This window comes from Pseudovibrio sp. Ad13 (assembly GCF_001623225.1).
Classification (GTDB): Bacteria; Pseudomonadota; Alphaproteobacteria; order Rhizobiales; family Stappiaceae; genus Pseudovibrio.
The window spans coordinates 89,054-113,538 of the sequence record NZ_LMCC01000004.1; the positions used below are offsets into that span (position 1 = coordinate 89,054).

Sequence of the window (24,485 nt, forward strand, 5' to 3'; positions counted from 1 at the left end):
AATGCATATGAACGCAACAAGCTCTAAAGCCTACATCCGCACTTGAAACTTCTTCGCAAGCACCTTCACAGCAGCATCCTCACTCAAGCCTGCGACCGCTTGAATTTGGGCAGGCTCGTCAAAGAAACACTTCATCACGGCAATCGCGGGTGATTGATCCCAATGCGCCCTGTCCACCTTTGAAATCTCCTGAGTGAGCCGCTGGTAGAACCGATGCAGAGCAAACTTCGTGCTGTGCTTGGTCAGCGTATCAATAGCGTGCCTCTTAATCTCCGCAACAACAGTACTTCGTCGCGCAGACCCGTCCTGACCAATCGTAATATTGTGCTTGCGCGCATATTTCTGCATGGCCTGCTGATCACCAGCAATCACCTTCTGAAGCTGCTTGCTCTGATAATGATGCACACCCCACTTGATCAATCGTGTAGCCGCAAAGGCGATGGAGCCCAAAACTACGGCCCCGCCAATGGCAGCTGCAACAGGCCACGCTGCTGCTGCTACCCCAGCAGCTAATGTGCCACCCGTTGCCATGGCCACAATACCTGCAATACTGGCGACTGCTCCTACCCCAAATCCAGTCCCATCAACTGCAGTTATTATCGCTTGGCCGATCTTAGTGTTTCGCAGCTTAGACTGGTTTGTCGCTATTGTCTTTGTAATTAGCGCCAGCTCAATATCTCGTGCCTGCGATACTTCTCGTGTCCCTTCTAAGCCTGGAGCAGGTACCTTCTGTTGTTCGGCAAAAAGTCGGTGTAATTCCGTTGCCTTCTTTCCAGTTTGATGGGCACCATATGCACTAATAGCGGTAATACTGGCCTTGTAAGCTGATATACCAACAGCAAGCACTCCAACAGCAGCGCCAGTAGAACTTGCAGCATAGCCCAATCCGGTCGTAATAAGAGAAGTACCCTCAACACTTGAAGCAATAGCCTTTTGCGCAGTAGACATAACACCTGACACCATGGCAAGACCCCACACTTCGGCAGTCAAGACTTCCACATGCATCTGTTTTTTGTAGTCATCCCGCATAGCCTTCGCTAAGTCTGCATTCTTACCATAATTGGCGACAAGCCCGGTCAATGCTTTATGAGCCCGATCAGCTTCTCGCATCCTCTGCTTAAGTGCGCCCTCAAGATGATCCAGACCACCTTTCAAATGCACACTGTCAGTGGTGGCACTCTCGCCATAATGCAGCGCCACTTCATTGTGCAAAGTAGTCAGACACGCAGTCTCTCCGGCTGTTCCCATCTCTGCTTTAACGTAAGCTTCCAAAGCAGCAGTCCCGCGCGGCGATAAATCAGGAAACACCCCGCGCAAGGCAACACCAAGCCCCACCTGAGAAACCTTGCCTGCCTTCACTGCCTGAGCCATCGTATCCAGCAACGTCAGCGGGGAACCGCCACCTTTCTGCACATCCTTGACCATGCGGGACAGTGCAGCGACTTCAGCGATAGATTTTTGCGCCTCAAGAAATTGGGAGGACTTAGAGTGAAAGGTATCCAGTGCTGCATCCGCGGCCTTCATGCTTGTGTAAGCAGACCGCGCAGAAATCAGGCTCTGGATTGCACCCAGGGCGTAATAAAAGCTGGTAAACCCGAAGCGGCCATAGGCAACCCCATCTGTAATGGGCACCTCACCACGAAAAATCTCAGCACGCCCATTCACAGCCGCATTGATCAGCGGCGTGACATTGTGAGGAAACTTGCCCAGAGCATTTCTCACAAGCCCTTGCGTCTGCACGCCTTCAACAACGGCCCCACGGACAGTCACACGGGAGGGATGATACCCAGTGTCCTTGTCCTGCCCACCCGCAATCTTGGAAAGCTGCTTGGTCTGGACCTCATTCCACTCAGCCCGACTAGCACGCAACCTCGACTGTGCCCTGCCACCGCCCAATGCCCGATCAAGCGCTGGCTGCCTGTCCTCAATGTGGCGCTGCAAATCTTCAACAACTGGACGAAGAACACGCACGGTCTGGCGGTTCGGCGTAGCTCCACGTGCAACTCTTTTGAAGTGCTCAACCAGAGTTTGTTTGGTCTCAGCCTGCTCAGGGTCAGAGAATGATATAGCACCCAGTTGCTTTTGTAGGTCAGCAGCCCGATCTTTCGTCAGCAAGCTTGGGTCTTTGGCAAATGCCTGCAGCTCCTGCAACACACGGTTCTCGGCTCCAACCCCAGCAACCTTGTCACCAAACCGAGCCGTCTGACCCAGATAATCACGCTGAACAGGTTGAAGCTTAAGACGTGCATCCAAAAGCGCCCGCTCCATGGAGGAAATGCCAGGCCCCGCTTCTGACCGTGCATTTTGCCCGGACACGCCAGAAACCGGAACACGCCGGGGCTGAAAACTTGCCAGAGAAACCCTGCTCTGCTGTTGAGGCGCCCGCCGCTCATGCCCGCCAGCAACAGGCACTGCAGAAAGCCGGTAAGGCATCCGTGCAGACTGAGTATTGGACCGCGCCCTTTCCGGCCTACCCCCTGTTTGCTCGGAAGCCTGACTAACATTTGAACTGGCCGCACTGGCCTGCGTTGATATTCCGGTATTCCTCATAGTGGCGTCTCTCCCAAACCACTCAGACCAAAATATGCTCTGAGGACCACTGGCTTTCTGCTTCTGCGGTGTTGATCAGCGAATGGCGCAGCTGCAAAGCCTCTCCAAGAAAGCTCTTCAAAGCCTCCATCAGGTGTTCAACCGGGTCAGTCATTTGCAAAAGGATTTGTTGCCGCACAGCATACCGCTGCTGGGCATCGAGTATCAGGCCACAGGACGTAAGTTGGCCCACACGGGCCAGCAGAGTTATCAGTTGAGGCAACTCCAGATCATTTTCTGGAAACACATCAGCTTCCAGCTGAATCTGATAGCGCCGCTCCTGAAACCGCGCAGAAATCAATGTCGTAAGATGATGCTCATCAGAGTGAAGGGCAACTTGCCCAGCTCCATTCGGCGCCAGAGCAGGCAATTGAAGCTCCGCTGCCAAGCCATCAAATAGGTCTTGTAATTCCGTTTCCTGACATCGCTCCAAAATGCCCTCCCAAACAACTGCATGAAGCAAAAGCGAACAGGACAAGCCTAGAGAAGCAGTTGATGCACAAGTGTATCGAAGAGCACAACCACACCGCTAAGTTGATATTTTATTTCTCTACAATTCTAATCATTGAAATAAAATAACCCAAACTCAATAAAAGGTGCTGAAAAGAAGCAACGTGTATGGATGCTCTCCTCACACGTTGCCTATCAGCCATGCGTAAACTCAAAGCAAAAGGTCTTCCTAAGGCTTTAGTCTCGCGGTTTCATGCAAAATTGCAGGTTTAATATCAAGCAGTTTGGTCTCATTCAGGCAATCGAGACCCCGAACAGTAATCACACCATCTCCGATACTTAGAATTGGCAATTGAGAGACTGCAATAGGGTTGGGCCGATGAGGCGAGCGAAGCGCGAAACTCCCAATCAGGTCATCAGTTGAGTGCCTGCACCCTTTCTGCTGGATGAGAGATCTTTGCGTATTTTCGAACCAGTACAGCAACATAATCGCCTGCCCCGGCTGAAGGCCCTTTAATCCTGCCCAATAATCATGTTTCAGGATGACTTTGCATTCTGGCCCTTCAGGCTGAATGTTGTTCGGGCAATCCTCAACATCAAAATACGGGGTTTCAATATGCCCGATATAGATAAGTTCTCCAGTCATACTATGCTCCTTAAGCTTCTTCCCTGCCGGAAATCACTGCGTAAATAAGGATCGTCACGACGATAATCGTGCCACCGATGAAGCTTTCCTGATGCGGTATCTCACCAAAAAAACCGAAGGCAAAAAGAGGGGCCAGCACCGTCTCTATCATCAGCAACATGCCAACCTCAGGCGTTGTGATATAGCGCGTCGCAACTTGAGAAAGGACACGACCAAATGGAGCGGTAAACAATCCCATCAAGCCCATAATGATCCATGTGTTCAGGCTGTAAGTGGACGGCGCAGCGAGAAAAAACATAGCCACCGCCAACAGGAAGCCACCAACACCAACACTCGCCATGCGGCTGACACCTTGATACTTGCGCAAGAGTGTTTGATTGAGAGACAAACACGTCACCGCCAGCCCTGCCAGTACATCCCCCATAAGGGTTCCGGACCCAAACGAACCGGAGACAACAATCGCAATTCCAATCATTATCGAAATGATAGAAATCCACGTTGCGCGTTTCGTCACCTCCCCAAGAAAAAGCCAGCTGAACGCAGCAGCTAATGCTGGTGAGATACTGAGGATAACAAAAGTGTTGGCGACCGATGTCAGCTTGATACTCAGCACCAGCGAAGAAGCACTCCCCAGCATCAACAAGCCGGAAAACAAGACTGGCCATCCGCTCGCCCGCAACGCCCCAATCACCCCGCGCTCATCCCGCATCTGGATAAAGAATGGCATTGAGATAGCTGTAAAAAGCCCGAATAAGAATGCTGTATCAAACCCGCTTACACCCGAATACCGGATGAAGATCGGGTCAAAGCTCATCAGCACAGCACCCAGCAGGGTGATAAGAATTCCGGATACTCTCAGATTTTTCTGGTCTAACGTGTACCCTGTTAGATAAGACATGATGTATACCTTCAATAATCATACCGTTCAGTATGATTTATGCAAACACACACGAATGTCAACAAAATCATACCAATCAGTATGATTTTGTTGCGAAGGGCAAAGTATGGGGAAGATCGAGCAAAACAAAGAGAAGAAGCGCCGTGCGATTCTGGAAGCAGCACAACACGTATTTCTCTCTGAGGGCTATATACTGGCCAGCATGGACAAGATCGCTGATCAGGCTCAGGTCACAAAGCAAACAGTTTACCGCTATTTCTCTTCCAAAATCGACCTGTTTCAAGCAACCTTGACGCACATGGGCTCAGATTCAGAAGACAACTTCTTCGATCACCTAAAGAAGCCTGACGCAAAGGATGCCCTGGAAGGTTTTGGTGTAAATTTCATCCATGCGCATTTAACCGACAATCACCTGAGCACATTCCGCTTGCTGGTCGCAGAGAGTGCAAAAGCACCCGAAATAACAAGCACTTTCTTCTCGGTCGGCCCAAATGAAACAGACAAGCACCTCTCAGAGTTTTTTGCAGACAGGTTGGGTTTGACTGCGCCAGACACTGCCGTTCAGTTATGGACATCAATGCTGCTCGCATTCAGAGATTCCGTCTTAATGGGAATGCCCCACCCTTCAGACCAGCAGATAGAACAGCATGTGAAAGCTGCAACAGAACTACTTCTGGCCAAAACAGCTCGCTGAAAAACCTCGCCTCCTGCACCCCAAGTACTCGAAACACCAGCAAAGACACTTTCCGATCAGCTTAAACCTCAATCCTGCGTGCAAGCTGATCCAGACGGCCTGCCAGTTAGTTTGGAAACGGCAGTTCTTTGCTGACCTCAAAGACTTTCGCCGTCATGCCTTTTGATTTTAACGAGCTAAGTTCTGCCTGAAACGCTGCCATATGTGGCGTTTGGAAGTGCGGAATAAGAGCATCCATACTCTCCCACATCTCATAGATTCTCAGGATGTTCGGATTGGTCGCATCCAGAGAAGACTTGTAGGAAATACATCCAGCTTCTTCAGCAGTTGCCGCATCCATCTGCTGAACAGCAGCAAGTTTTTGCTGGATCTGATTGTCTTCAAACTCAACTTCGACAGTGACAATAATCATAGCTCTATCCTTCTGTTCCAATTTCTGTGCAGCAGCAAAAACATGACCTGGCACCATGCCAGTCACGATGCTTGCAGCCAGTGCCTGCAATACGGCGCGTCTTTCCATTCTCGATGTCCTCTTCAGCTCCAAAGCTTTGCATGCCCATGTAGGAAGCGTTCTTCCGTAAATTACAAAATGACATTTTTCGTATTTTTGTAATTCTTGACAAAATGACATTTTTTGTCAAGATGCCAATATGGAAAATTTGCGAGAGAAGATTCTGGAAGCCGCCGTGCGGGCCTTCATGCGCTTTGGCGTAAACCGCACCCGCATGCACGACATCGCGTCAGAGGCAGGCGTTGCGCGCCAGACAGTCTATTCAAACTACAAGAATAAAAACGAGATCCTGTGCGCCTCCATCAGGCACTTTTCTAACCAGTCTCTGGCAGCCGTGCAAAAAGAATGGTCCGCTCTGGAAACTCTGGAGGACAAGCTAAGCGCCTACTACAAGCACTCCATCATCCCATCCTTCAAGGTCATCACCGCATCTCCTGAGGCAAGAGACATGATCGGTGGGTTCAATGCAGAAGGCAAAGCGGCCACACTGGAAGCACAAGCAACCAACATCACCGCCTGTGCCGAAATGCTGGCGCACTATAGCTTTCAGGGACACAGCGCTGAGCAACTCGCAGAATATCTGGTGCTTTCCTCACTTGGAATTCGTGACCACGCGCGGGATGAGACCCAACTTCTCACCCTCCTGAACACCCAAAAGGCAGGCTTAATAGCACTGTTAACCTGAGAAATATTATCCATCAAAATCTAGAGAATTCTCTTGACCTCAAGTCGACTTGAAGTGGCACGGTGCCGCCAACTCCCTATCAGGAAAGGTAAAACCGTGCACACAACAAGTCTTTTGATCAATGCTGCCCTACTTGGCATTGGCGCAACAATTTTCATGGATCTGGTCGCCTGGGTGCGACTTCGGTTTTTCGCTATTCCCGCCCTGGATTACCGGCTGGTTGGCCGTTGGATGCTAAGCATGTTGCGCGGACGTTTCCAGCATCAGAACATCATGCAGAGCCCTCCACAGCCGTTTGAACGCTCCATCGGCTGGATCGCTCATTACGTCATCGGTGCTGTATTTGCGCTCGTTTTGCTTGCCCTAACCGGACCAAACTGGCTTCAAAATCCAACCATCCTGATGCCGTTCTTAATTGGCCTGCTTTCAGTGGGGTTCCCCTTCTTCTTCATGCAACCAGCATTCGGTTTTGGAGTTGCCGCCTCCAAAACACCAGCCCCAACAATCGCAAGAATAAGAAGTCTCATCGCCCATCTTTCATTTGGGCTGGGCCTATACCTCACCGGACTTTGCCTCAGCCTGTTGCTCGTAACTGGAGCAACATCTTAGAGCGCGCTCTTGAAAAGCGGCTCTGGTTTTCCGATAAGAACACGCAAAAACAGAGAGTTAGAGCTTGGTGCGTGAATACATAAAAACGCCCCCCCCAAGACACGAAGAGCAGCAACACCTGCTGCTACCTCTCCTCATCCCGCAACTGGTCAATCACCGCACGAAATTCACTTATGCCCGGCAAGAAGGCAGAGACCTGCTCAGGTGGAAACCGCTCGGCCAGCTTTTGAAACAGCGGCTCCAGCTGCTGCACAGCATCATCACGAAACTGCCGCCCCTCTGTTGTCAGCCACACCCGCTTGGAGCGCCCGTCATCCGGGTTGGGGCGCAGTTCCACAAAGCCGTGCTTTTCCAACCCGCTCAGCGTATGCGTCATGGTTGTTTTCGCAACCTGAAACGACCGGGCCAATTCCAGCGGAGTGGCCCCATCAAATCCACGGCTCAAATGGCTGGTCACCCCGAAATGCGAAACCAGAAGGCCCTTTGGCAGCCGCGCTTCTAAAAACGCAGAGCCGATCTGGTTTATAATCCCCACCTCAACGAACATAGAAAAGTAGGGCGTCAGATCTTGGGAGGGGGTATCGTCAGACATTCGGTACTCGTGTTTTCAAAGGCCAGCGCGGGCTGGGATCAATTTTGGGACCATACCCCAATCGCGCAAGCATTTGAACAGTCTCACCCGGACCTGCCAGCATTTCGTGCACCGCAGAATAATGCTCTACCATTTCAGGAAACTCCTGCAGTGCCTGACTAACCGGCTGCATGGAAAGACCCAATCCAGTAGCTGCCAGTTGCAACCTGATCCAGTCATACCCTGCTTTAATCTGATCGACCCGCGAATTGCCCGGACTGGTGACCACCGCATACGCCTGTGTCGCGTTCATCGCATCCCGGATCATATCCCGTCCCTGCTGAAAGCTAGAGCTGGTCTGATCTGCCTGATCTTCGCGGCTCAACATCCCAGCCAGCATCAGGCTCTCCAAAAACGGACCACTCAGCGCAATGCCATCCGGGTTCGCTTCAATCTCGGCTTTACCAAACCGCATCAGATCAACGCTTTCCATCATCACACGTTGCGTTGTCAGTTCAACATCCATCGCGTCCCACGTCAGCTTCCGCAAGGCCGCAACCTCAGCCTTGCCGCTTTTGATCGTCGCATAGTCAGCCAAAACCGCCTGCGCTTCTGCTGAAACAGACATATCCTTATAAGCGTTACGGTTGGTATGCCGCTCAAAAACATGCGCAAACAGCGGATCAGGTGTGCCCCCTTTCGCAAAGTAAGCCGTTGCAACCGGCCCATCTTCTCCCAGTGGAAACAGCTCCATCTGCAAATCGTACCCATCTTCCGCCGCAGCCATGCGCAACAGTTCCAGAAAACACCCCATGCCAACGGTCAGCTGGCGGTCAAACGGGTCAGTCTCTGGCAGGTTCAACCTCTTGTCACGGTAAATGGCCAGCATGTTACTTCCGCGCAGCTCAGCCACCCACGGCTGACGGTTATGAGGGTTAGGCGCAAGCAAAGCGTAGGACAGCGCCTTCATCCGCGGCTCAGCGTAAGCGCCCGCAGTCTCCCAGGGAGCCAGCGCCCGCGTTGGACGACGGGTCGCCAGAAATGCACCAGCCGAGGCAGTCGCTGCCACAACCACACCACCACCCATAAGGCCAATCATCTTGCGTCTGGAAAGGTTCATCGTTCAACTCCATTTAGTGCAATATCGAACTATAAGCATAGCACTACATATAAAACAAGTGCGATATCGAACTATTTTCATTGAACCAATTTTCAACACTCATCAACTTGCCCACTTCCCACAGCCCCAAAGCCAACAAATTGAGGCTGTCGGTTTGCTCCTCATTCGTTTTCTTAAAGTAGATTGGACCACCAGTGACCGCGACACAGACAAGCATTTGGAACGGGACGACCATGCAAAACACCCATCCAACTCTTCCGGAAGGGACACGCGTTTATGCGACGGGAGACATTCACGGCAGGCTCGACCTGCTGGAAGTCATGGGCAAAGCCATTGAGAGCGACCTGAAAAACCGCCCAATCACGGACCCGGTCTCCATCTTTCTTGGTGATTACATCGACCGCGGCCCGGACAGTCAGGGCGTCATCGATTTCCTTGTCGATCACCACCACCGCACCCCGCGCCAGGTTTGCCTGAAAGGCAATCACGAAGCCTCGCTTCTGGAGTTTCTGCAAGACGCAGGCACGCTTTACCATTGGGAAGATCTGGGCGGCACAGAAACCCTGCTCTCCTACGGCCTCTCCATTCACGATCTCATGGGCTCAGCAGGTGCGGAAAGCGTGCAGACTATCTTCAAGGAAAACCTCTCCAAGCTACACGAAACCTTCTTCGAATCTCTGCCGCTCCATTACCAATGCGGAGACTACTTGTTCGTCCACGCAGGCATTCGCCCTGGCGTTCCACTGGAAGACCAACGCGCTGAGGAGCTGATGTGGATCCGCGGCCCTTTCCTCGGCTCTCAGGAGGACTTCGGCGTCTTCGTCGTCCACGGCCACACCCCGGTCGAACACATCGACCGCCGCTCCAACCGGCTCGACGTAGACACCGAAGCCTACGCCTCAGGCCGCCTCACCTGTGCGGTGCTGGAAGGCACCGACATGAAGTTCATCACCGCCACCACAGACGGCTGGGACCTATTCGACTTCATCCCCACCCACAAGTAGCCCTCACCCACAACAAAGCACTGGCCTGCGGAAGGATGACAGCTCCGCCGACCAGCAGGCACCCATTGAGGGCTGAGCAAGGGTGTATATGCGTATCGCCGAAAAGTGGCATCCGGTTTTCGGATAAAGATACGCAAAAGCAAAGCTAAAGCAGTTCAGGTATTTCAACTTAAATGCGAACTGCTTTAGGGCACGCTGCCATCTCACGCAAACGCAGCAACGCTGGAACCAGAGCGGTACGGTTAAACCTTCAACTGCGCCCCACGGTGTCATCCCGGCCCTCGAGCCGGGACCTATACCCACACGAGCCAAGTTACTTGTGTTTTTGATCCAATCACACAATCCATTTTTACACACGAAGCTTTCTCTACATTGCTCTTTGAGACAATCGTGAAAGAAACAGAAACATGCAAAAAATTACCGCACTGATCACATGCAGCCTTCTCCTGGTTGGATGCAGTGAGACTGCCAAGAAAAATGTTAAATCTTCATTCAGAGACGCAATTTTGGGACCACAACCGGGAATACCCATTTCACAATTGTATGATCCGATTGAGGGTGTAAAGCAGCACAAACTGCGCCATTCAGTAAAGCACAATGGTTTGCGCGTGCGTTACACATCAGTCAAAGACGAAAAAATTGGGTTGGCAATAAAAGGCGGTCCAGACAATGCTGGAACGCTTGAGAAAGCCGCCAGATTTGCAATCGACAAAGCTTGTAAGGACAAAGGATATACGACTGGTGTAATCCATGCAGCAGATAGCAAGATCCAAACCTACCCGCATGGGCGACCTTACAGACCAGCATTCGATGCAGAAACCGACAACACGTTCTATACAGGCCGGTGCATGACGTTCCAGTTCTTCGATCAAAAGACGTAAGCGACTTGGAGCTGCACAGATAAGCCATTGGCAACTCCTCCACGCTATCATCCCGGGTCTTCGTGTACATACCGGAGACATAGGTGACAGGTGTTCGGAGAGATGGTTGACACATTAACATGGCATTCAGGGAGGGACCGGGATGCCTTGGCAAGAGTGTTCAACAATGAAACTTCGAGAAGAGTTTGTCCGACTTGCAGATCAGGACAATGCTAATCGGCGTGCCTTGTGTCGCCGGTTCGGTATCAGCCCACAAACAGGCTATAAATGGCTGAGGCGGTGGCGTGCGGGAGAAGATTTGAATGATCTCTCCCGCCGGCCCAGAACATCTCCTGGACGTTCACCACAGGAGGTGGAGCAGAGGATTTTATCAGTGCGTGATACTTACCCGGCTTGGGGTGCTCGAAAGATCCGCGCTTACCTGCAGCATCAAGGCATTACAGTTCCAGCAAGCTCCACGGTGCATGTCATTTTACAGCGCCATGATCGCATAGAACCGAAATCAATCCCAGCGTCCTCGGATTGGCAGCGATTTGAAGCTCCTCTTCCTAATCAACTCTGGCAAATGGATTTTAAAGGTTGGATCAGGCTGGAAGATAACACTCGTTGCCATCCTCTCACGGTTGTCGACGACCACTCCCGGTTTGCGACCTGTCTTAAGGCTTGCCCAGACCAACGCACCAATACAGTTAAAACGGCTTTAGAAGAGAGCTTTAAGCTCTACGGCTTGCCGAGAGCCTTTCTGGTTGACAACGGTTCTCCATGGGGGACTGCTCTTACCGATCAGCGTTGGACACCATTGCGGATCTGGTTGGCCCATCTTGGTGTCCGCCTGATCCATGCCAGACCTTTCCATCCTCAAACCAAGGGCAAGAATGAGCGGTTTAACCGAACCCTGAAAGAGGAGGTTCTGGCATACAGAACATTTCGCAGTCACCACACTATGCAATCGGCCTTTGATCAATGGAGGCGGATTTATAATTTCCATCGCCCGCATGAAGCACTTGGATTAGCGCCACCTATCAGCCGCTATACAATCTCACAGCATATCTTTCCCAAACACCTTCCAGATATCAGCTATCCCAAAGGAACAATGGTCCGAAAGGTACCCAGAACAAGAGCGGAAATCAGCTTTAAAGGCAGGCTCTGGTATGTCCCTAAATGCTTCCGCGGCTACACTCTCGCCATACGTCCCTCAGACAAACCTGAGATCTTCAACGTATGTTTCGCCGCAAACACAGTCGCAAAAATCGACTTAACATAATAACATAACCGTCACCCATGTCCCCGAACAAACGTCAACCATCTCTCCAGGACAAACATCAAGTGCGGGATGACGTCCTTTGCGGCTCTCGTCTCAATCGCTGCTGCAGCCGTTTCATATACTCTCCAGCTCAATCTTACACCTTGCCGATACCTCACCATCCCCTTGCACTCACAGCGCTGCCTTCCACCGTCATCCCGCACAAGCGCAGCGCGATGCGGGACCTAGGGTGAGAAGGTAAAGAGGCTGTGTTTAAGGATGTAACAACTCCCTCGCCTGAAATCTGTGAGTGCACAGCAGGGGGCCGCATCGCGTTCAAGATGACGTTTGAGGCAGTAAACCATCGATGATTGATCTTTGCTTGCTGGCTATAATGTTGCTCTGCTCAAAAATGGTAGAGTTAATTAAGTGAACCTGAGAGGAAGTTAGCTCGATAAGTTTTCTGTCTAAAGCTTGGCCATAAGGCGAGACCGCCACTTTAGATGAAATGGGGAGCCAGAATTCTGTTGTGGGGTCTTCTAGGTTGCCTGTCTGTCCTAATCTAACAAATGGATGATCACCAATTATCAGTTCGTCAGACTCTTTTGTAACGACCCCATAGGCGAGCCCGCGGCGATTAAGAGTAGCAAGTATCTCGGGATCATGATTTTTACGCGCCGTAACTCTGGTGTTTTGCTTGAATTTATCGAAATTTGCAGGGTCTTTTACGTTTTTTAATTCTTCAGCATCGATTTGAATATTGTTTGCTTTTGCATATTCTTCGAACTTCTGCGTTGCTTGTTGCCATACGTCTTCAAAATCGGCCTCAATGCCTAACTTGCGAAATATATCTGGGGCACGTCCATACTGGTGGTAAAAAAACACATTCCAAGTGTATTTATCATTCTCAGAAATAGGTAGGCAAATTTTCTTTTCTGAAAACTCGATTATTCTTTCCACTAACGGTTTTGCATCTGACTCAATTTGAGAATAATTCACTTCAAGTGCTTTATCTTTGTTCCCCTTCTTGTCAGTAAACGTATTCAGCTCGCTTTCTACAAAGGCATTAACGATCCCTGTCTGGAAGGGTTCTCCCTCTCTTTTCACCCAAAGTAAGTTAGATTCGTCAGCGAAGTTTTTTAAAATAAATTTTGGTATAAAATGATGCCGCTTTGATTCAGACATTTGTATCGCCCCGAATTGAATAGGTGTTTGGTAAAGCTAATTTAAAATAACCCAGAATACATCCCCACAAAATCCCACGGCTACCTCAACACCATCACGCATCTTATTCTCTGACAAATGTACGCAGTAAGAATGACTAGGCAAGGATATAAAGTTGTCGATTGACAACCTAAATGCAGAGGGACTAGGCTTTTGGGGAGAAGGCGGCATGCCAAGAAGGAGGTTGAGGCGGTCCTTTGCGAGCTGGAAGAGCTTGGATGGACGGTCAGGCTTCGCAATGGCAAAGGTCATGCCTGGGGGTTGCTGCTGTGCCCCTTCAATGATGAGCAATGCCGCTGTGGTGAGTTCTGTCAAATGTCGATCAGTTCAACACCACAAAATCCGTCAACGCATGCAGCCAAACTCAAGAAGAAGGCGCTGAGCTGCATTTACCTGAACCAGAAGGAAACTGAAGATGTCGAACCTGTTTGAATTCGATCTTGTGTTTGCTCTTGGGGAAGGGGAGCAGGATGTGTTTGAGCTAGCTGATGCTGTCTACGCGGCGGGTTTTGATGATGCCGTTGTTGGAACAGGGCAGACGGGCCTGCTCGCTGTGGCACTGGAAGTTGAAGGCGAGCAACCTGATTTGGTGATCCTAGAGGCCGCACGCGCCATTATCCCGCATCTTCCAGAAGGAAGCGCTTTGAGAGAAGTGCGGCCTGATCTGGTGAGTCTGGCCGATGTTGCTAAAAAACTCAGTGTGCAACGGCAAGCCTTACAAAAGCGCAAGGTTCCACAACCTGCAGTGCAAGGCCTCTATCGGGTAACTGAACTGGCAAAATCGCTTGAACAGCAAGTTGAGCAACCCACAGCAGGAGCGCGCCGCCCTCGGTTTTCTATGGACGCAGCAAAGCCTTGGCTCGCAGCTGGTGCTGGAGCACAAACGGTGAATGCCCGGATGGCTTTGGGTGAGCTGGATCCACAGTCGCTACAACCACGCAAGCGCTCCACCTAAACCGTCACTGCACTTCCCCCGCCGCCGTCATCCCGCACAAGCGCAGCGCGATGCGGGACCCAGAGCGAAAAGGCAGAGCGGTCGAACTGGAGGTGCAACAACACCTCGTTCTTGGAAGTTGGGAACATCCAGCTGGGTCCCGCATCAAGTGCGGGATGACGCCCTAAGGGCTTCTCACATTCCCTTGAAACCGTCTCCCCTCCGCCACACAACGCGCGCTTGCAAACCTTGACCATTGACACCGCATGCATCTGGTTGCATGCTCTTGGGTGAGGCCCAAAACCTCCAACAACGCGGTACCCGCTCCCGTTAACTAGCGGATTTTTTGTGCCTTTTTTCCAAAAGTGCGCAAACCCTTCGTTATGAGCGGGAGGGCGGTGAATACAATACCTTCTTCGGAGGGGAATAAACCCGCCTGTCGTTGTCAGGTTTTTGGCCTCCCGCTCGCCAGCGGGTTCCAAAAGCCCTTTGTCGCGCGGCCCTTCAACAGCCAACAACGAGGCTTTGAATATGGTCGACTCCGCATGCGCATGCAGCGCCACAAACACTCTTCAGAATGAAATTGACGAAGTCCAGATCGTCGTCTCTGATCTTCAGAACCTTGCGTACATGCAACAGCTTGTACTCAGCGAGCGCGTGAAGAACAGCTGCGAGCGGGATGCTTTGCTCACTTTGCACCACGCTTTATGTGACCGCCTGGAGGCACTGAAAAAGTCCTGCGGATTATTGGAGCGGGTCGCCCTTCCGCAGCCGGTCAACACCAATGTTGTGTCTCTGGATTAACGCACTGTGACAGGTGCTCGGGTGGTGTCACACGCACCCCGTGTTCACTGCCACAGGGAAGCCTCCACACCAAGGCCTCCAACCTCGGGTAAGAGGCACAACCCTGCAAATGAGCACCCTGCTGGTCTGCGGCCGGGCAACAAGCGCCCGCAGGCCAGCATCCCAAAGGGCAGGGGATACACTCCAATCTGATCAAACACAGCTCGATCAGGCTCTCTGAATGTGAAAGTGATTCATGCTAATCAATCTAAAAATAATGGCAGGAGTTGCTAATATATAAGTTTATTGTGGAATAAATAGGATGTTTTGACGAATCGTGAAGTCTGCCAAACCGGGTGATATACACCCCGTAAAACCCAAAAACCCTTGGTATTTCAGGGAGCTTGTAACGGCAGGTGTGTCGCGCCGCGGCAAGGCACCCCCGTCAACCCACTGTCTCTAAGTAGTTTTTCCTTTTGACTTTCAGAGCAATTCGCCCAAACTCCGTTGTGTGTAATCAATTAGGTCTTGAAGTTACATTGGGACTAGGAAAATGCGCTGGTATCAGCTGTATTTGAATATCTTAAAGAGAGATAAGCTGCCTTGGCACATCGAAGATGTTTCCATGGCCAATAATCTGCATCTCGTCTGACGACCTCCGCCTGCAGTGGAGTCGCTCCTGCTGCACGGCCGCATGTAAGCTAGCCTCCTGCCTCCTATAGTCCACCAAAGATGCAGAGTGTAGAGGCCAGCCAAAACATGCAACACCCCCAAAACAAGTAATATTGGGCACTCATTCCAACACTGCATCCCCTACGCAGCAGAAGAACTGTGCTTTGATATTGGCAATACCATCGGCACCTCCGGTTTGCGCTGCAGGTGTGTCGTGATTGCTTCAGATAATGACGGTTGTATTTGCTCCTGTCTTCCAAGTGTTGAGCGCGCTGGGGGCAGAAGAACGGCACCGCCATGCCTGAGACTTGCAGCGGGGAAATATACAGATCACAGCACAGCCAAGATTATACAGGCAATAACTCTGCATGATCAAGTAATGCTCATGTAAATATCAGCGCCTTGTGTATTGCATAAAGGTACATGTGTATGTGATCTGTATATATAAACGATTATTTATTCACATATCCATATTGTTACTTATTGTGATGATCGAATATTTGGATAATTAATGAATACGAAGATTGGTGAAGCGAAAATGTTTTCGATTCGTAAGTAGATAAACTTCGAAATCGATAATTTCTTCACTCCTTGAGAATTCGGAGAGACATGGTCCCTCCGCCTTATTGGTAAAGAAGCAAGTAAGAGGACGTTCTTATGACTAAGTTTATGCCAGAGCCGTTCAAGATTAAATCTGTTGAACCAATGTACTTCATTTCTGACGAGCGTCGCGAAGCGGCAATCCAGGAAGCTGGCTTCAACACATTCCTGCTGAAGTCCAAAGATTGCTACATCGATCTGCTGACCGACTCCGGTACATCCGCGATGTCCGACAAGCAGTGGGCTGGCCTGATGGTTGGTGACGAAGCTTACGCTGGCTCCGAAAACTTCTACCACCTTGAAGAAGTTGTTAAAGAGCACTTCGGCTTCAAACACCTCATCCCTACTCACCAGGGCCGCGGCGCAGAAAACATCCTGTCCACGCTCACAATCAAGCCAGGCGACTACGTTCCAGGCAACATGTACTTCACCACAACACGTTTCCACCAGGAACGTAACGGTGCAACATTTGTTGACGTAATCTGCGACGAAGCCCACAACCCTGACCTGGCTGACGTGCCATTCAAAGGCAACGTGGACCTTGCAAAACTGCAGAAGCTCATCGACGAAGTTGGTGGCGACAAGATCCCTTACATCTGTCTTGCTGTAACCGTGAACCTGGCTGGTGGTCAGCCTGTTTCCATGGGCAACATCAAAGCAGTAAGCGAACTCTGCCACAAGCACGGCATCAAAGTGATGTACGATGCAACCCGTTGTGTAGAAAACGCATACTTCATCAAAGAACGTGAAGCTGGCTTCGAAGACAAAACAATCAAGGCAATCCTCCTTGAAATGTTCTCCTACGGCGACGGCTGCACCATGTCCGGCAAAAAAGATTGCCTGACAAACAACGGCGGTTTCCTCTGCATGAACGACGACGACCTGTTTGCTGAAGCAAAAGGCATGGTTGTTCAGTTCGAAGGCATGCCTTCCTACGGTGGTCTTGCAGGCCGCGACATGGAAGCAATGGCAATCGGCATCAAGGAATCCGTAGAGTTTGACTACATCTCACACCGCGTAAACCAGATCCGCTACCTCGGCGAACGTCTGGATGCAGCTGGCGTGCCAATGGTCAAGCCTTACGGCGGTCACGCAATCTTCCTCGATGCACGCGCATTCCTGCCACACCTTGACCAGCAGCAGCTCCCTGCACAGGCACTTGCCGCAGCGATCTACCGCACCTCCGGTGTACGCACCATGGAACGTGGCATCGTATCCGCAGGCCGCGACGTTAAGACCGGTGAGAACCACGTTCCTAAGCTCGAAACAGTTCGTCTGACTATCCCACGTCGGGTATACACATACGCACACATGGACTACGTCGCAGATGCGATCATCGAGCTCTACAAAAACCGCGAAAGCATCAAGGGCCTCGAATTCGTATTCGAACCTAAGGTACTTCGCTTCTTCACTGGCCGTTTCGAAGAAATCTAAGAACTAAGCCATTGAAGTGACTAGCAATAGTCAAAGACTAAACTGCATTGGAGGAGAGCCCGTGTGCTCTCCTCTGTTGTTATCAAAGCACAAATCTTACCCATCGTAAGTCTATGTGCGCTTTTCGGGAAAGCTCTGCCACGGGGCACTTACAAAATCGGCAGGCGTTTTCTCAATTGGTCACGGCAAATGCCGGAGTTGGGAGGCTCAACATGACCATTGCTTCTGAGCAGGTTCCTACTGCAGAGACAGTTGAACCAAAATCTACCAAGAAAAGCCAGGGCACAATCTTAGGCGCCAGTGTGATCGCTGCTGGCACCGCCGTCGGCGCGGGCATGTTCTCGCTCCCTGTTGCAAACAGTGGCGTATGGTTTTCTGTTTGCCTGGTTCTGATGATCGTTGTTGGTTACATCATGCACACTGCATCGTTGTACATCATGGAAATTACGCTTCATTTCCCTGAAGGGTCCAACTACGACAGCCTTGCCAAGGGCACCATTGGTAACGTGGGCCGTGTGGTCAACGGTCTCTCCGTTGCCTTCCTGTGCTACGTTCTCACCTACGCCTACATCTCAGGGGGTAGTTCGATCATCACATATTCGCTGTCGATTTTTGGTGACGTCAACATGTCATCAGGGGTGGCGAGTTTGATCTTCGCAGTCGTGTTACTATCGATTGTGATGATGGGGACCCGAGCTGTTGACCGTGTGAACACTGTTCTCATCGGCGGCATGATCATCACATTCATGATCAGCTTGAGTTCATTAATCGGCAACTCATCTACAACGAACCTGTTCCCAGAGATCTCTCTCGGCGATCGCATGCCATATGCGTTCTACACCATCTCCTTCCTGGTGGCGAGTTTTGGTCTTCAGATTACAGTTCCAACTGTAACCAACTATCTGGGTCTGGATGCGAAGCGGACAAGCAAAGCGCTGCTGATCGCGATTTTCCTTGCAGGCTTCTTCTACTTCCTCTGGATGTTTGCAGTATTCGGAAACATCTCCCGTGATGACTTCCCTGCGATCATCGCTGAAGGTGGCAACATCGGTAACATCATCGGTGCTCTGAGTAAGTCTGGTATCAGTGAAAACATCTCTGTAATCCTGCAGATCTTTGGCAACATGGCTGTTGCAACATCCTTCCTGGGTGTCTCTCTCAGCCTGTATGATTACATCTCTGACTTGTTCAAGTTCGATACAGCTACCGTTGCTGGCAAAGCAAAGACTGTAGGCATCGCATTCGTACCAACCATTATCCTTGCTATCCTGTACCCACACGGGTTCATCGCAGCAATCGGTTATGCTGGTGTGGTTCTGGTGATCTTCTCCTTGCTGGCACCAATCGTGATGGTTCGCATCTGTCGTGAACGGAACCCAGACATGTACCAGGTTCCAGGCGGCAACGCCCGTCAGGCAATGGTGTTCGGTTTCGGTATCCTGGTGTTCATCATCACTGCATTCGAACTGACCGGTAACCTGCCAATCTTCGGTTAATCCGTTTGAAGAGAAAGCAATAAAGACGACTATTCAGTCGGGGCAAAACCTGATTGCGAGGCAAGCCACAAGCCCCCGCAATCAAACCAACTGACCCTCAAATGTCAGCAAAAGACTTGCCGCAGCCATTCCCGCTGCGGCAAGTTTTGTCCGTTTCAACATCCCGAACCCACTGGGAGGCAGGTTCGGGGTGTTGGCGTAACCCCCAACAATGACTGATCAGGTGTAGTCGAAAGTAAAACCGCGCTCTAAGAGGACGACTGTTTGCCCTCAAGCAACCTCTCACCAAAAACGCAAAGCAACACCGAGTGCCAAATATCAGATCGGCAATTCAGGCGGGGTAGCTGTCCATTGTTGCATTTGCAAAGTACCGCGCCAATAATAAGGTCAGAGCTGGAGTGTCGGGCCAGAGTGGACATTCGATAGCGTCAATCAAGGCTTGAGATCGTACTACCTCAATATTATAAAATACACGCCTCCGGTATTTTCTTCGAAAATAAATATTCACGCAGTCGAAGCACTAAATGATCATGGTGTAGGGTTGTCGGAGAACGAGTTTTTCTTGCTTTCAGGGCCGATCAGAGTAGCAAGAATTGTAGATTGTTTAGCATATCTTACATAGCCTCTTGAAAAGAGAGCTGAGAATAACTACATAAACAAAGCGCGTTTACAGCCATCATTGGCTATCTTTTCTTCCGGCTTGCCGGTTTGCTAGGTTCCCCCTGATTTTGAGAATGTTGCACCCCATGTACATATCGAACATGGGAAATACGCCCGCTTAGCCCGGGTAAAGTTACAAGGTATCAACCATGACACACGGCACTGTAAAATTCTTCAATTCCACAAAAGGTTTCGGCTTTATTTCTCCTGAAGATGGCGGAAAGGATGCATTTGTTCATATTTCTGCTGTTGAGCGGGCAGGACTTATGGGTCTCGAAGAAGGTCAAAAAGTTGCTTATGAACTAGAAAGCGGCCGCGATGGCAAAGCTTCAGCTGTGAATTTGCAGCTGGTTGACTAATAAAAGATCAGGGCTGCGCCTGTTGCGTAGCCCTAGTCCTTATAGAAAGAACCAAAATATGCCTAATATTTCAATGTCATGTGCAAAAGATCGATTTGCTGCGATTGAAAAAAACAAAAAAAAAGAACTCACCGATGAAGAGGAACGGGCTCTGCAATTAAGTGAAAAAACGTCTCGCCTAAAAGAACTCCGTCTTGCTAAAGAAGCTACCGATAAAAAGCCTCGCCCTTTGATAAAATAGTCTACCAAGTGATTGGCAGTCAGCGAGTGCACAAGATATCGCTAAATATCTTGGGCTAAGATCTATTCTTTGATCTAGCAGGTCTAAAGTTCAAGAAACTATGTTTCTCTAAGATTTACTTATACTATCCAAATAAATCCGTATTAAAATTTAAATTGATTGAACCAGTGCGATAAGATGTGCAATATGTACATAATGGAATATTGCTTTTGGGGAAGTAGTATTCTCTGGCCAAGCGACTGTACATAAGTACTAAAGCGTTTTTGGTCATCACAGATTGTATCCTAAATGATCAATGGTTCCGTGAAATTCTTCAATTCTGAGCAAGGCTTTGGCTACATTCAGGAGGAAGGTACAAATTCACAGTTTCGCGTCCTTCGTGCGTCCTTAAATCGTGCTGGTATTAAGAAATTGGCTGAACGCCAAAAAGTACGTTTCGATACGCTTACAAATCCTGCAAACGGGAAAATAGAAGTCAACAATATCGAAGTTGCCTAACAAAAGACGGTCCCTGGACACGTAACTTCCTTACTCATGACAGTGGTGTTTATCAGATCTGCAGCTGGTCATATACACTACCTCACAGCTGCTCTCCCTATTCCTACAAGATCTTAGTGCCGTGAATACAGCCATCCTCACCCGGCACTGTGTGAGTTAAATCCACGTTTTACCGGTCAATTATCCTCGCCACTTCCCGTGCTCTAAACAAAGGGCCGGCAATTTGCTTGTCAACTGATGACTGAGCAACGAAAGAATGGTCCAATGACAGAACGAACTGATCTTGCTAAAATTGGCTTAACCGCAGAATTAATTGGTCCTCTCCAGTTTCCCAATCCAATTGCAAACAATAACCATCGGCAAAATTTGCAGGAACACTCCTCAAAATTGAAGAACCACATTGCAGTTGTAGCGACCAATACACATGATTTGAAAGAAACCGGATTTGGATCGATTGAGACATGTCGCTTCTTTTACGATGCTCTAAAAGAAAAATATCAAACAGTTACGTTTCACGAGATTTCTTCGATATCCAGTTTAAATGATATTGTTACGTCTAGACCAGATCTTGTTGTCCTTTGCAGTAAATACTTCCTGGATGTAAGTAATAATACAAAAACTTGGTTTTCAGATTACTTTTCTAAGCATGCAATTGCTTTTACCGGATCTGATCGCAACAGCCTGGAGTTCGATTCCAATAAAGGAAAGGCTAAGACGGCTATACAAAACCACGGTATTGCTACTGCCAAGTTTTTCCAAGCCTGCCCTGGCCAGTTCGAAACAGAAGACAAACTCCCTCTTTTTCTTCCTCTTTTCGTTAAACCAATAGATGCTGCTAATGGAAATGGAATTGATGAAAACTCGATAGTTCGCGACTTCGAAAGTTATCAAAGTAAAGTCAAAGAACTTTTCGAAAGCTATGGCGCAGATGTTCTGGTCGAGGAGGTGCTACCGGGACGAGAGTTTACCGTTGCAATCTTTGACGACCCGGAAACCGATTCAAGATCTATTATGCCCGTAGAAATCATAGTTCCCAAGAATGAAAAGGGTGATCGAATATTGGGATGTGCTGCAAAGCAGCAAAATCATGAGTTACTCAGAACTATTACCGAACCCACTTTGAGCGCTGTTTCCGAGCTTGCAGGCAGTGCTTTTACAGCATTAGGAGTTAAGAGTTTTGGTCGGATTGACATCAAGCTTGATGCAGAAGGAAACCCCAATTTTCTTGAAGCAAACCTAGTGCCGGGTATGACGCCCGATTCAAGTTACTTCCCGAGGGCTTGTTCATTACAAACTGGGTCAAAATTGAAGGCGAACAGGTCGTCAGCGATGACACATTCTGAGGTTGCCTTGAAGATCGTTGAACTCGGCCTCAATCGCATCAACACATTACAGCAAGTGGGCTAATTACAATCGACTGCTACAGCGTATCTCCGAAAAGTGGAAATCGGCCTTCGGATAAAGGTACGCAAAAACAAAGGCTAAAGCAGTTCATGTGTTTCAACCTAAATGCGAACTGATTTGGGTAGTTCTTGACCTTAAGTGAAGTAGGTTATTACTCAGTAGAGCCTACTTCCTACTCTTTACGTGTTGCCGAATTAGACCCAGATAAGGTTCAATTATTACTCTCGCAGGGAGTGACTTGTTTAGAGCGAAGGCCGGTTAGGCTAACTGATCATCACGCTGTTCAAATCGCTCCTCACGCAAATATCTCCCCCAATATTTCAAGATGAAAACACGTAACAACTTTATGTTGTGATTCATGTTTCTGTCATACAACTTTCCCACCCGCTTCTCAGAGTGCTTCAGCTCTATATCTGCGTCGGTCACTCAGATTTACTTGAGTACATACATTCCAGCGAACGATGTCCAAAACGAACAAAAACGATAAGGACACAGCATGAAAATTAACGGCAAGCCGCTCAATTTTTTGATTATTACGACGGATGAAGAGCGCTTTCCGCCGGTCTATGAAAATGACAGTGCCAGGCAGTGCCGGTTGCAGAACAGTGTGGCGCTTGGAAAAATGCGCCAACACGGATTGGAGTTTCTCAACCACCACACTGCAACCACAGCCTGCGCTCCCAGCCGAACCAGTATTTACACTGGCCAGTACCCATCATTACCCGGTGTCAGCCAGATGCCGGGTATTGGTAATGACATCCGTCACGCACTGGAACAGGTGCCGGTTGAACAGCGCCTGAAGAAACGTCTGCTTCCCCATACATTGAACAATGAAGACAGTTCCAGCCCCGCACCTTTGCGGCGCTGATGGACACTCTGACAGCGACATCACGACACCATAAGCAAGCAGATAAGCATCCCTGACTGTTAGCCCATAAGACGGCAACCGTTCAGCGCAAAAAGGAGATAACAAATGCCGCTGAAATCAGCTTCACGATTAGCAACGCTATGGCTCGTACTCGCGTTCCCGCTGCTCAGTATAGGTGCAGCCAACGCTGAAACCGGTACAGACGCAAGCACAGACCTAAGTCTTTTCAAGGAATGCCCGGTATCTCAGGATGATCCCAACACGTTTGCCCTGTGCGCCACAGCCAAATGCTGGACCGTTGACACTGTTGCCTACTGCAAATGTGATGTGATGAACGAACAGAGCATTTCTCTCCCGTTTCACTATAAAGAGGGTGACGAGAAAAAGGATGTCTGTGATCTGTTAAAGGCCGGCATTGATAATGGGTTCACGGTAAGCACCTATGCCACACCGCGCCAGATGGAAACGGACTACGATCCCGATACAGAAAAGCTGGGACCACCCATGGCGACGTATAGCTGCCCCAACACCGAGAGCGCACCCGCTGGCTACTCTGCTCAATGTGATGGCGGCTTCTGTTTTAACAGCACGCAGGGGAAAGACTTCCCTGGCATCGGAGCGGTCAAGGAAGACGAGATCATCTGTTCCTGTCCCGCAGTGCTCAGCCCGTCTGCAGGCTTTCAGATGGCTGGCCCCTGGTTATGCGCACCCGGCGATCGCAACACCGATGGCACGTGCTGCGATAAGTCGTTCCACGACAAGCTTTGTTCAGTCAAATCAGTCAATTCCACTGGCACTGAGCTTATGGTAGGTGCGCCTCTGGGAGTAGCTAAATTGCTCTCGAAAAAGTTGGACGGTAAGGATCCGGCCATCAACCGCTGCGCTTTTAAATAGGCAGCAAGTGCATCAGGCTGGCGCTTAGCAGCCAGCCAGCACTACGATGATGTTGTCATGATCCTTCCACCTGAAGCCGTCAATGACGTTGATTTCAGGGTCGTAGCCGTAAAAAGCGCAGCCGGGCGAGAGCTCGATCGCTGTCTTTGCTAATTTCAACCTCTCGTTCACAGACAAGCTTGGCGAGGCGATGGGCGCACGGGTCTCAGGATCAAGTTCAGTAAACGTCACAGCGACCAGGCTTAGCGTGCTGCCAGTTTGCTCCTGAAATGAAGGCCTCTCTTGCCAGGAAACGCTCATATCACCGATGGCAACATGGTGCGGCTGTGTAGAGACAACCACATTCTGAGCTGAGGTGGTTGAGGCAGCGTCATAAACAGGGCTTGCAGCGTCTTCTGCATTGCTGGCAGTGGCCAGCACACAAGCAGCAAAACACAGTCCGAAACGCTTCATGAACATGGCTGGAACTTCCTTCGTAACTTTCTGCCCTGCAAAACACTCTGAATATGAGCAGGCA

At 49.9% G+C, this 24,485-nt stretch carries 25 protein-coding genes and 1 pseudogene; 16 read left to right on the forward strand and 10 right to left on the reverse strand.

Translation table 11 applies throughout. From position 1 onward, the window contains the following. Positions 1 to 30: 30 nt before the first annotated feature. From PsAD13_RS05110 to PsAD13_RS05125, 4 genes are all read right to left on the reverse strand, one after another. Positions 31 to 2,550, reverse strand: coding sequence for a hypothetical protein (locus PsAD13_RS05110; protein WP_208986444.1), 2,520 nt, complete (start codon positions 2,548 to 2,550; stop codon positions 31 to 33). A gap of 22 nt (positions 2,551 to 2,572) precedes the next feature. Further along, the gene (locus PsAD13_RS05115; RefSeq protein WP_208986445.1) at positions 2,573 to 3,022 is read right to left on the reverse strand and encodes a hypothetical protein; all 450 of its coding nucleotides are present in this window, start codon (positions 3,020 to 3,022) and stop codon (positions 2,573 to 2,575) included. Positions 3,023 to 3,268: 246 nt separating this feature from the next. Then, positions 3,269 to 3,685, reverse strand: coding sequence for a TrmO family methyltransferase (locus tag PsAD13_RS05120; protein ID WP_063302762.1), 417 nt, complete (start codon positions 3,683 to 3,685; stop codon positions 3,269 to 3,271). 10 nt (positions 3,686 to 3,695) lie between these two features. After that, positions 3,696 to 4,583 (reverse strand): DMT family transporter, encoded by an 888-nt coding sequence (locus PsAD13_RS05125; protein ID WP_063317471.1) that lies wholly within the window; start codon positions 4,581 to 4,583, stop codon positions 3,696 to 3,698. A 106-nt stretch (positions 4,584 to 4,689) separates the two neighbouring features. On the opposite strand from PsAD13_RS05125, the gene PsAD13_RS05130 reads away from it, so the two are divergent. Next, positions 4,690 to 5,277, forward strand: coding sequence for a TetR/AcrR family transcriptional regulator (locus PsAD13_RS05130; protein ID WP_063317472.1), 588 nt, complete (start codon positions 4,690 to 4,692; stop codon positions 5,275 to 5,277). Between the two features lie 106 nt (positions 5,278 to 5,383). Here PsAD13_RS05130 and PsAD13_RS05135 read toward each other — a convergent pair whose 3' ends face one another. Further along, a complete protein-coding gene (locus tag PsAD13_RS05135) occupies positions 5,384 to 5,797 on the reverse strand; it encodes a putative quinol monooxygenase (protein WP_063301065.1) in 414 nt (137 codons plus the stop codon). Positions 5,798 to 5,927: 130 nt separating this feature from the next. On the opposite strand from PsAD13_RS05135, the gene PsAD13_RS05140 reads away from it, so the two are divergent. Together PsAD13_RS05140 and PsAD13_RS05145 are read left to right on the forward strand one after the other, a co-directional pair. After that, on the forward strand, positions 5,928 to 6,473 hold the full coding sequence (locus PsAD13_RS05140; RefSeq protein ID WP_063317473.1) for a TetR family transcriptional regulator: 546 nt from the start codon (positions 5,928 to 5,930) through the stop codon (positions 6,471 to 6,473). A gap of 96 nt (positions 6,474 to 6,569) precedes the next feature. After that, complete coding sequence (locus PsAD13_RS05145; RefSeq protein ID WP_063317474.1) at positions 6,570 to 7,082, forward strand: DUF2938 domain-containing protein; 513 nt, start codon at positions 6,570 to 6,572, stop codon at positions 7,080 to 7,082. A gap of 124 nt (positions 7,083 to 7,206) precedes the next feature. Here PsAD13_RS05145 and PsAD13_RS05150 read toward each other — a convergent pair whose 3' ends face one another. Beyond that, on the reverse strand, positions 7,207 to 7,674 hold the full coding sequence (locus tag PsAD13_RS05150; RefSeq protein WP_063317475.1) for a MarR family winged helix-turn-helix transcriptional regulator: 468 nt from the start codon (positions 7,672 to 7,674) through the stop codon (positions 7,207 to 7,209). Continuing rightward, the gene (locus tag PsAD13_RS05155; protein ID WP_063308190.1) at positions 7,667 to 8,773 is read right to left on the reverse strand and encodes a hypothetical protein; all 1,107 of its coding nucleotides are present in this window, start codon (positions 8,771 to 8,773) and stop codon (positions 7,667 to 7,669) included. The genes PsAD13_RS05150 and PsAD13_RS05155 overlap by 8 nt, the downstream gene beginning before the upstream one ends. A gap of 194 nt (positions 8,774 to 8,967) precedes the next feature. Here PsAD13_RS05155 and PsAD13_RS05165 point away from each other — a divergent pair, with 194 nt between their 5' ends. The 3 genes and pseudogenes from PsAD13_RS05165 (at position 8,968) to PsAD13_RS05175 (ending at position 11,995) form a co-directional block, all read left to right on the forward strand. Beyond that, positions 8,968 to 9,777 carry a metallophosphoesterase family protein gene (locus tag PsAD13_RS05165; protein ID WP_244275107.1) on the forward strand — a complete coding sequence of 270 codons (810 nt, stop codon included), beginning with the start codon at positions 8,968 to 8,970 and terminating at the stop codon, positions 9,775 to 9,777. A 506-nt stretch (positions 9,778 to 10,283) separates the two neighbouring features. Next, complete coding sequence (locus PsAD13_RS05170) at positions 10,284 to 10,658, forward strand: hypothetical protein (protein WP_153040846.1); 375 nt, start codon at positions 10,284 to 10,286, stop codon at positions 10,656 to 10,658. A gap of 142 nt (positions 10,659 to 10,800) precedes the next feature. Then, positions 10,801 to 11,995: pseudogene (locus tag PsAD13_RS05175) on the forward strand (IS481 family transposase). Between the two features lie 242 nt (positions 11,996 to 12,237). Here PsAD13_RS05175 and PsAD13_RS05180 read toward each other — a convergent pair. Further along, positions 12,238 to 13,086: a DUF4238 domain-containing protein gene (locus PsAD13_RS05180; protein WP_063305511.1), complete on the reverse strand. Its 849-nt coding sequence runs from the start codon at positions 13,084 to 13,086 to the stop codon at positions 12,238 to 12,240. 454 nt (positions 13,087 to 13,540) lie between these two features. Between PsAD13_RS05180 and PsAD13_RS05190 the strand changes: the two genes are divergently transcribed. Next, entirely contained in the window at positions 13,541 to 14,080 is a 540-nt protein-coding gene (locus PsAD13_RS05190) for a hypothetical protein (protein ID WP_063317479.1), read from the forward strand. Here the strand turns inward: PsAD13_RS05190 and PsAD13_RS28460 are convergent. Continuing rightward, on the reverse strand, positions 14,077 to 14,208 hold the full coding sequence (locus PsAD13_RS28460) for a hypothetical protein (RefSeq protein ID WP_275496445.1): 132 nt from the start codon (positions 14,206 to 14,208) through the stop codon (positions 14,077 to 14,079). The two genes, PsAD13_RS05190 and PsAD13_RS28460, sit on opposite strands and share 4 nt — an antisense overlap. A 382-nt stretch (positions 14,209 to 14,590) precedes the next feature. Here PsAD13_RS28460 and PsAD13_RS05200 point away from each other — a divergent pair, with 382 nt between their 5' ends. The 9 genes from PsAD13_RS05200 to PsAD13_RS05235 all read left to right on the forward strand — a co-directional run bounded on the left by PsAD13_RS05200 (position 14,591) and on the right by PsAD13_RS05235 (position 23,968). Further along, complete coding sequence (locus tag PsAD13_RS05200) at positions 14,591 to 14,863, forward strand: hypothetical protein (protein WP_057463957.1); 273 nt, start codon at positions 14,591 to 14,593, stop codon at positions 14,861 to 14,863. 1,308 nt (positions 14,864 to 16,171) lie between these two features. Next, positions 16,172 to 17,548, forward strand: a complete 1,377-nt coding sequence (locus PsAD13_RS05205) for a tyrosine phenol-lyase (protein ID WP_063317481.1) — start codon at positions 16,172 to 16,174, stop codon at positions 17,546 to 17,548. A 212-nt stretch (positions 17,549 to 17,760) separates the two neighbouring features. Next, on the forward strand, positions 17,761 to 19,044 hold the full coding sequence (locus PsAD13_RS05210; RefSeq protein ID WP_057464244.1) for an aromatic amino acid transport family protein: 1,284 nt from the start codon (positions 17,761 to 17,763) through the stop codon (positions 19,042 to 19,044). 809 nt (positions 19,045 to 19,853) lie between these two features. Beyond that, positions 19,854 to 20,063, forward strand: coding sequence for a cold-shock protein (locus PsAD13_RS05215; protein ID WP_057464243.1), 210 nt, complete (start codon positions 19,854 to 19,856; stop codon positions 20,061 to 20,063). Between the two features lie 58 nt (positions 20,064 to 20,121). Further along, positions 20,122 to 20,304, forward strand: a complete 183-nt coding sequence (locus PsAD13_RS27545) for a hypothetical protein (protein ID WP_152986764.1) — start codon at positions 20,122 to 20,124, stop codon at positions 20,302 to 20,304. Between the two features lie 288 nt (positions 20,305 to 20,592). Further along, on the forward strand, positions 20,593 to 20,802 hold the full coding sequence (locus PsAD13_RS05220; RefSeq protein ID WP_063291013.1) for a cold shock domain-containing protein: 210 nt from the start codon (positions 20,593 to 20,595) through the stop codon (positions 20,800 to 20,802). 264 nt (positions 20,803 to 21,066) lie between these two features. After that, a complete protein-coding gene (locus tag PsAD13_RS05225; protein WP_193777027.1) occupies positions 21,067 to 22,209 on the forward strand; it encodes a D-alanine--D-alanine ligase in 1,143 nt (380 codons plus the stop codon). Between the two features lie 493 nt (positions 22,210 to 22,702). After that, positions 22,703 to 23,074, forward strand: coding sequence for a sulfatase-like hydrolase/transferase (locus PsAD13_RS05230; RefSeq protein ID WP_063317483.1), 372 nt, complete (start codon positions 22,703 to 22,705; stop codon positions 23,072 to 23,074). 105 nt (positions 23,075 to 23,179) lie between these two features. Then, entirely contained in the window at positions 23,180 to 23,968 is a 789-nt protein-coding gene (locus PsAD13_RS05235) for a hypothetical protein (protein WP_063317484.1), read from the forward strand. Positions 23,969 to 23,992: 24 nt separating this feature from the next. Here the strand turns inward: PsAD13_RS05235 and PsAD13_RS05240 are convergent, their stop codons facing one another. Beyond that, complete coding sequence (locus PsAD13_RS05240) at positions 23,993 to 24,427, reverse strand: hypothetical protein (protein WP_208986446.1); 435 nt, start codon at positions 24,425 to 24,427, stop codon at positions 23,993 to 23,995. Positions 24,428 to 24,485 lie beyond the last annotated feature (58 nt).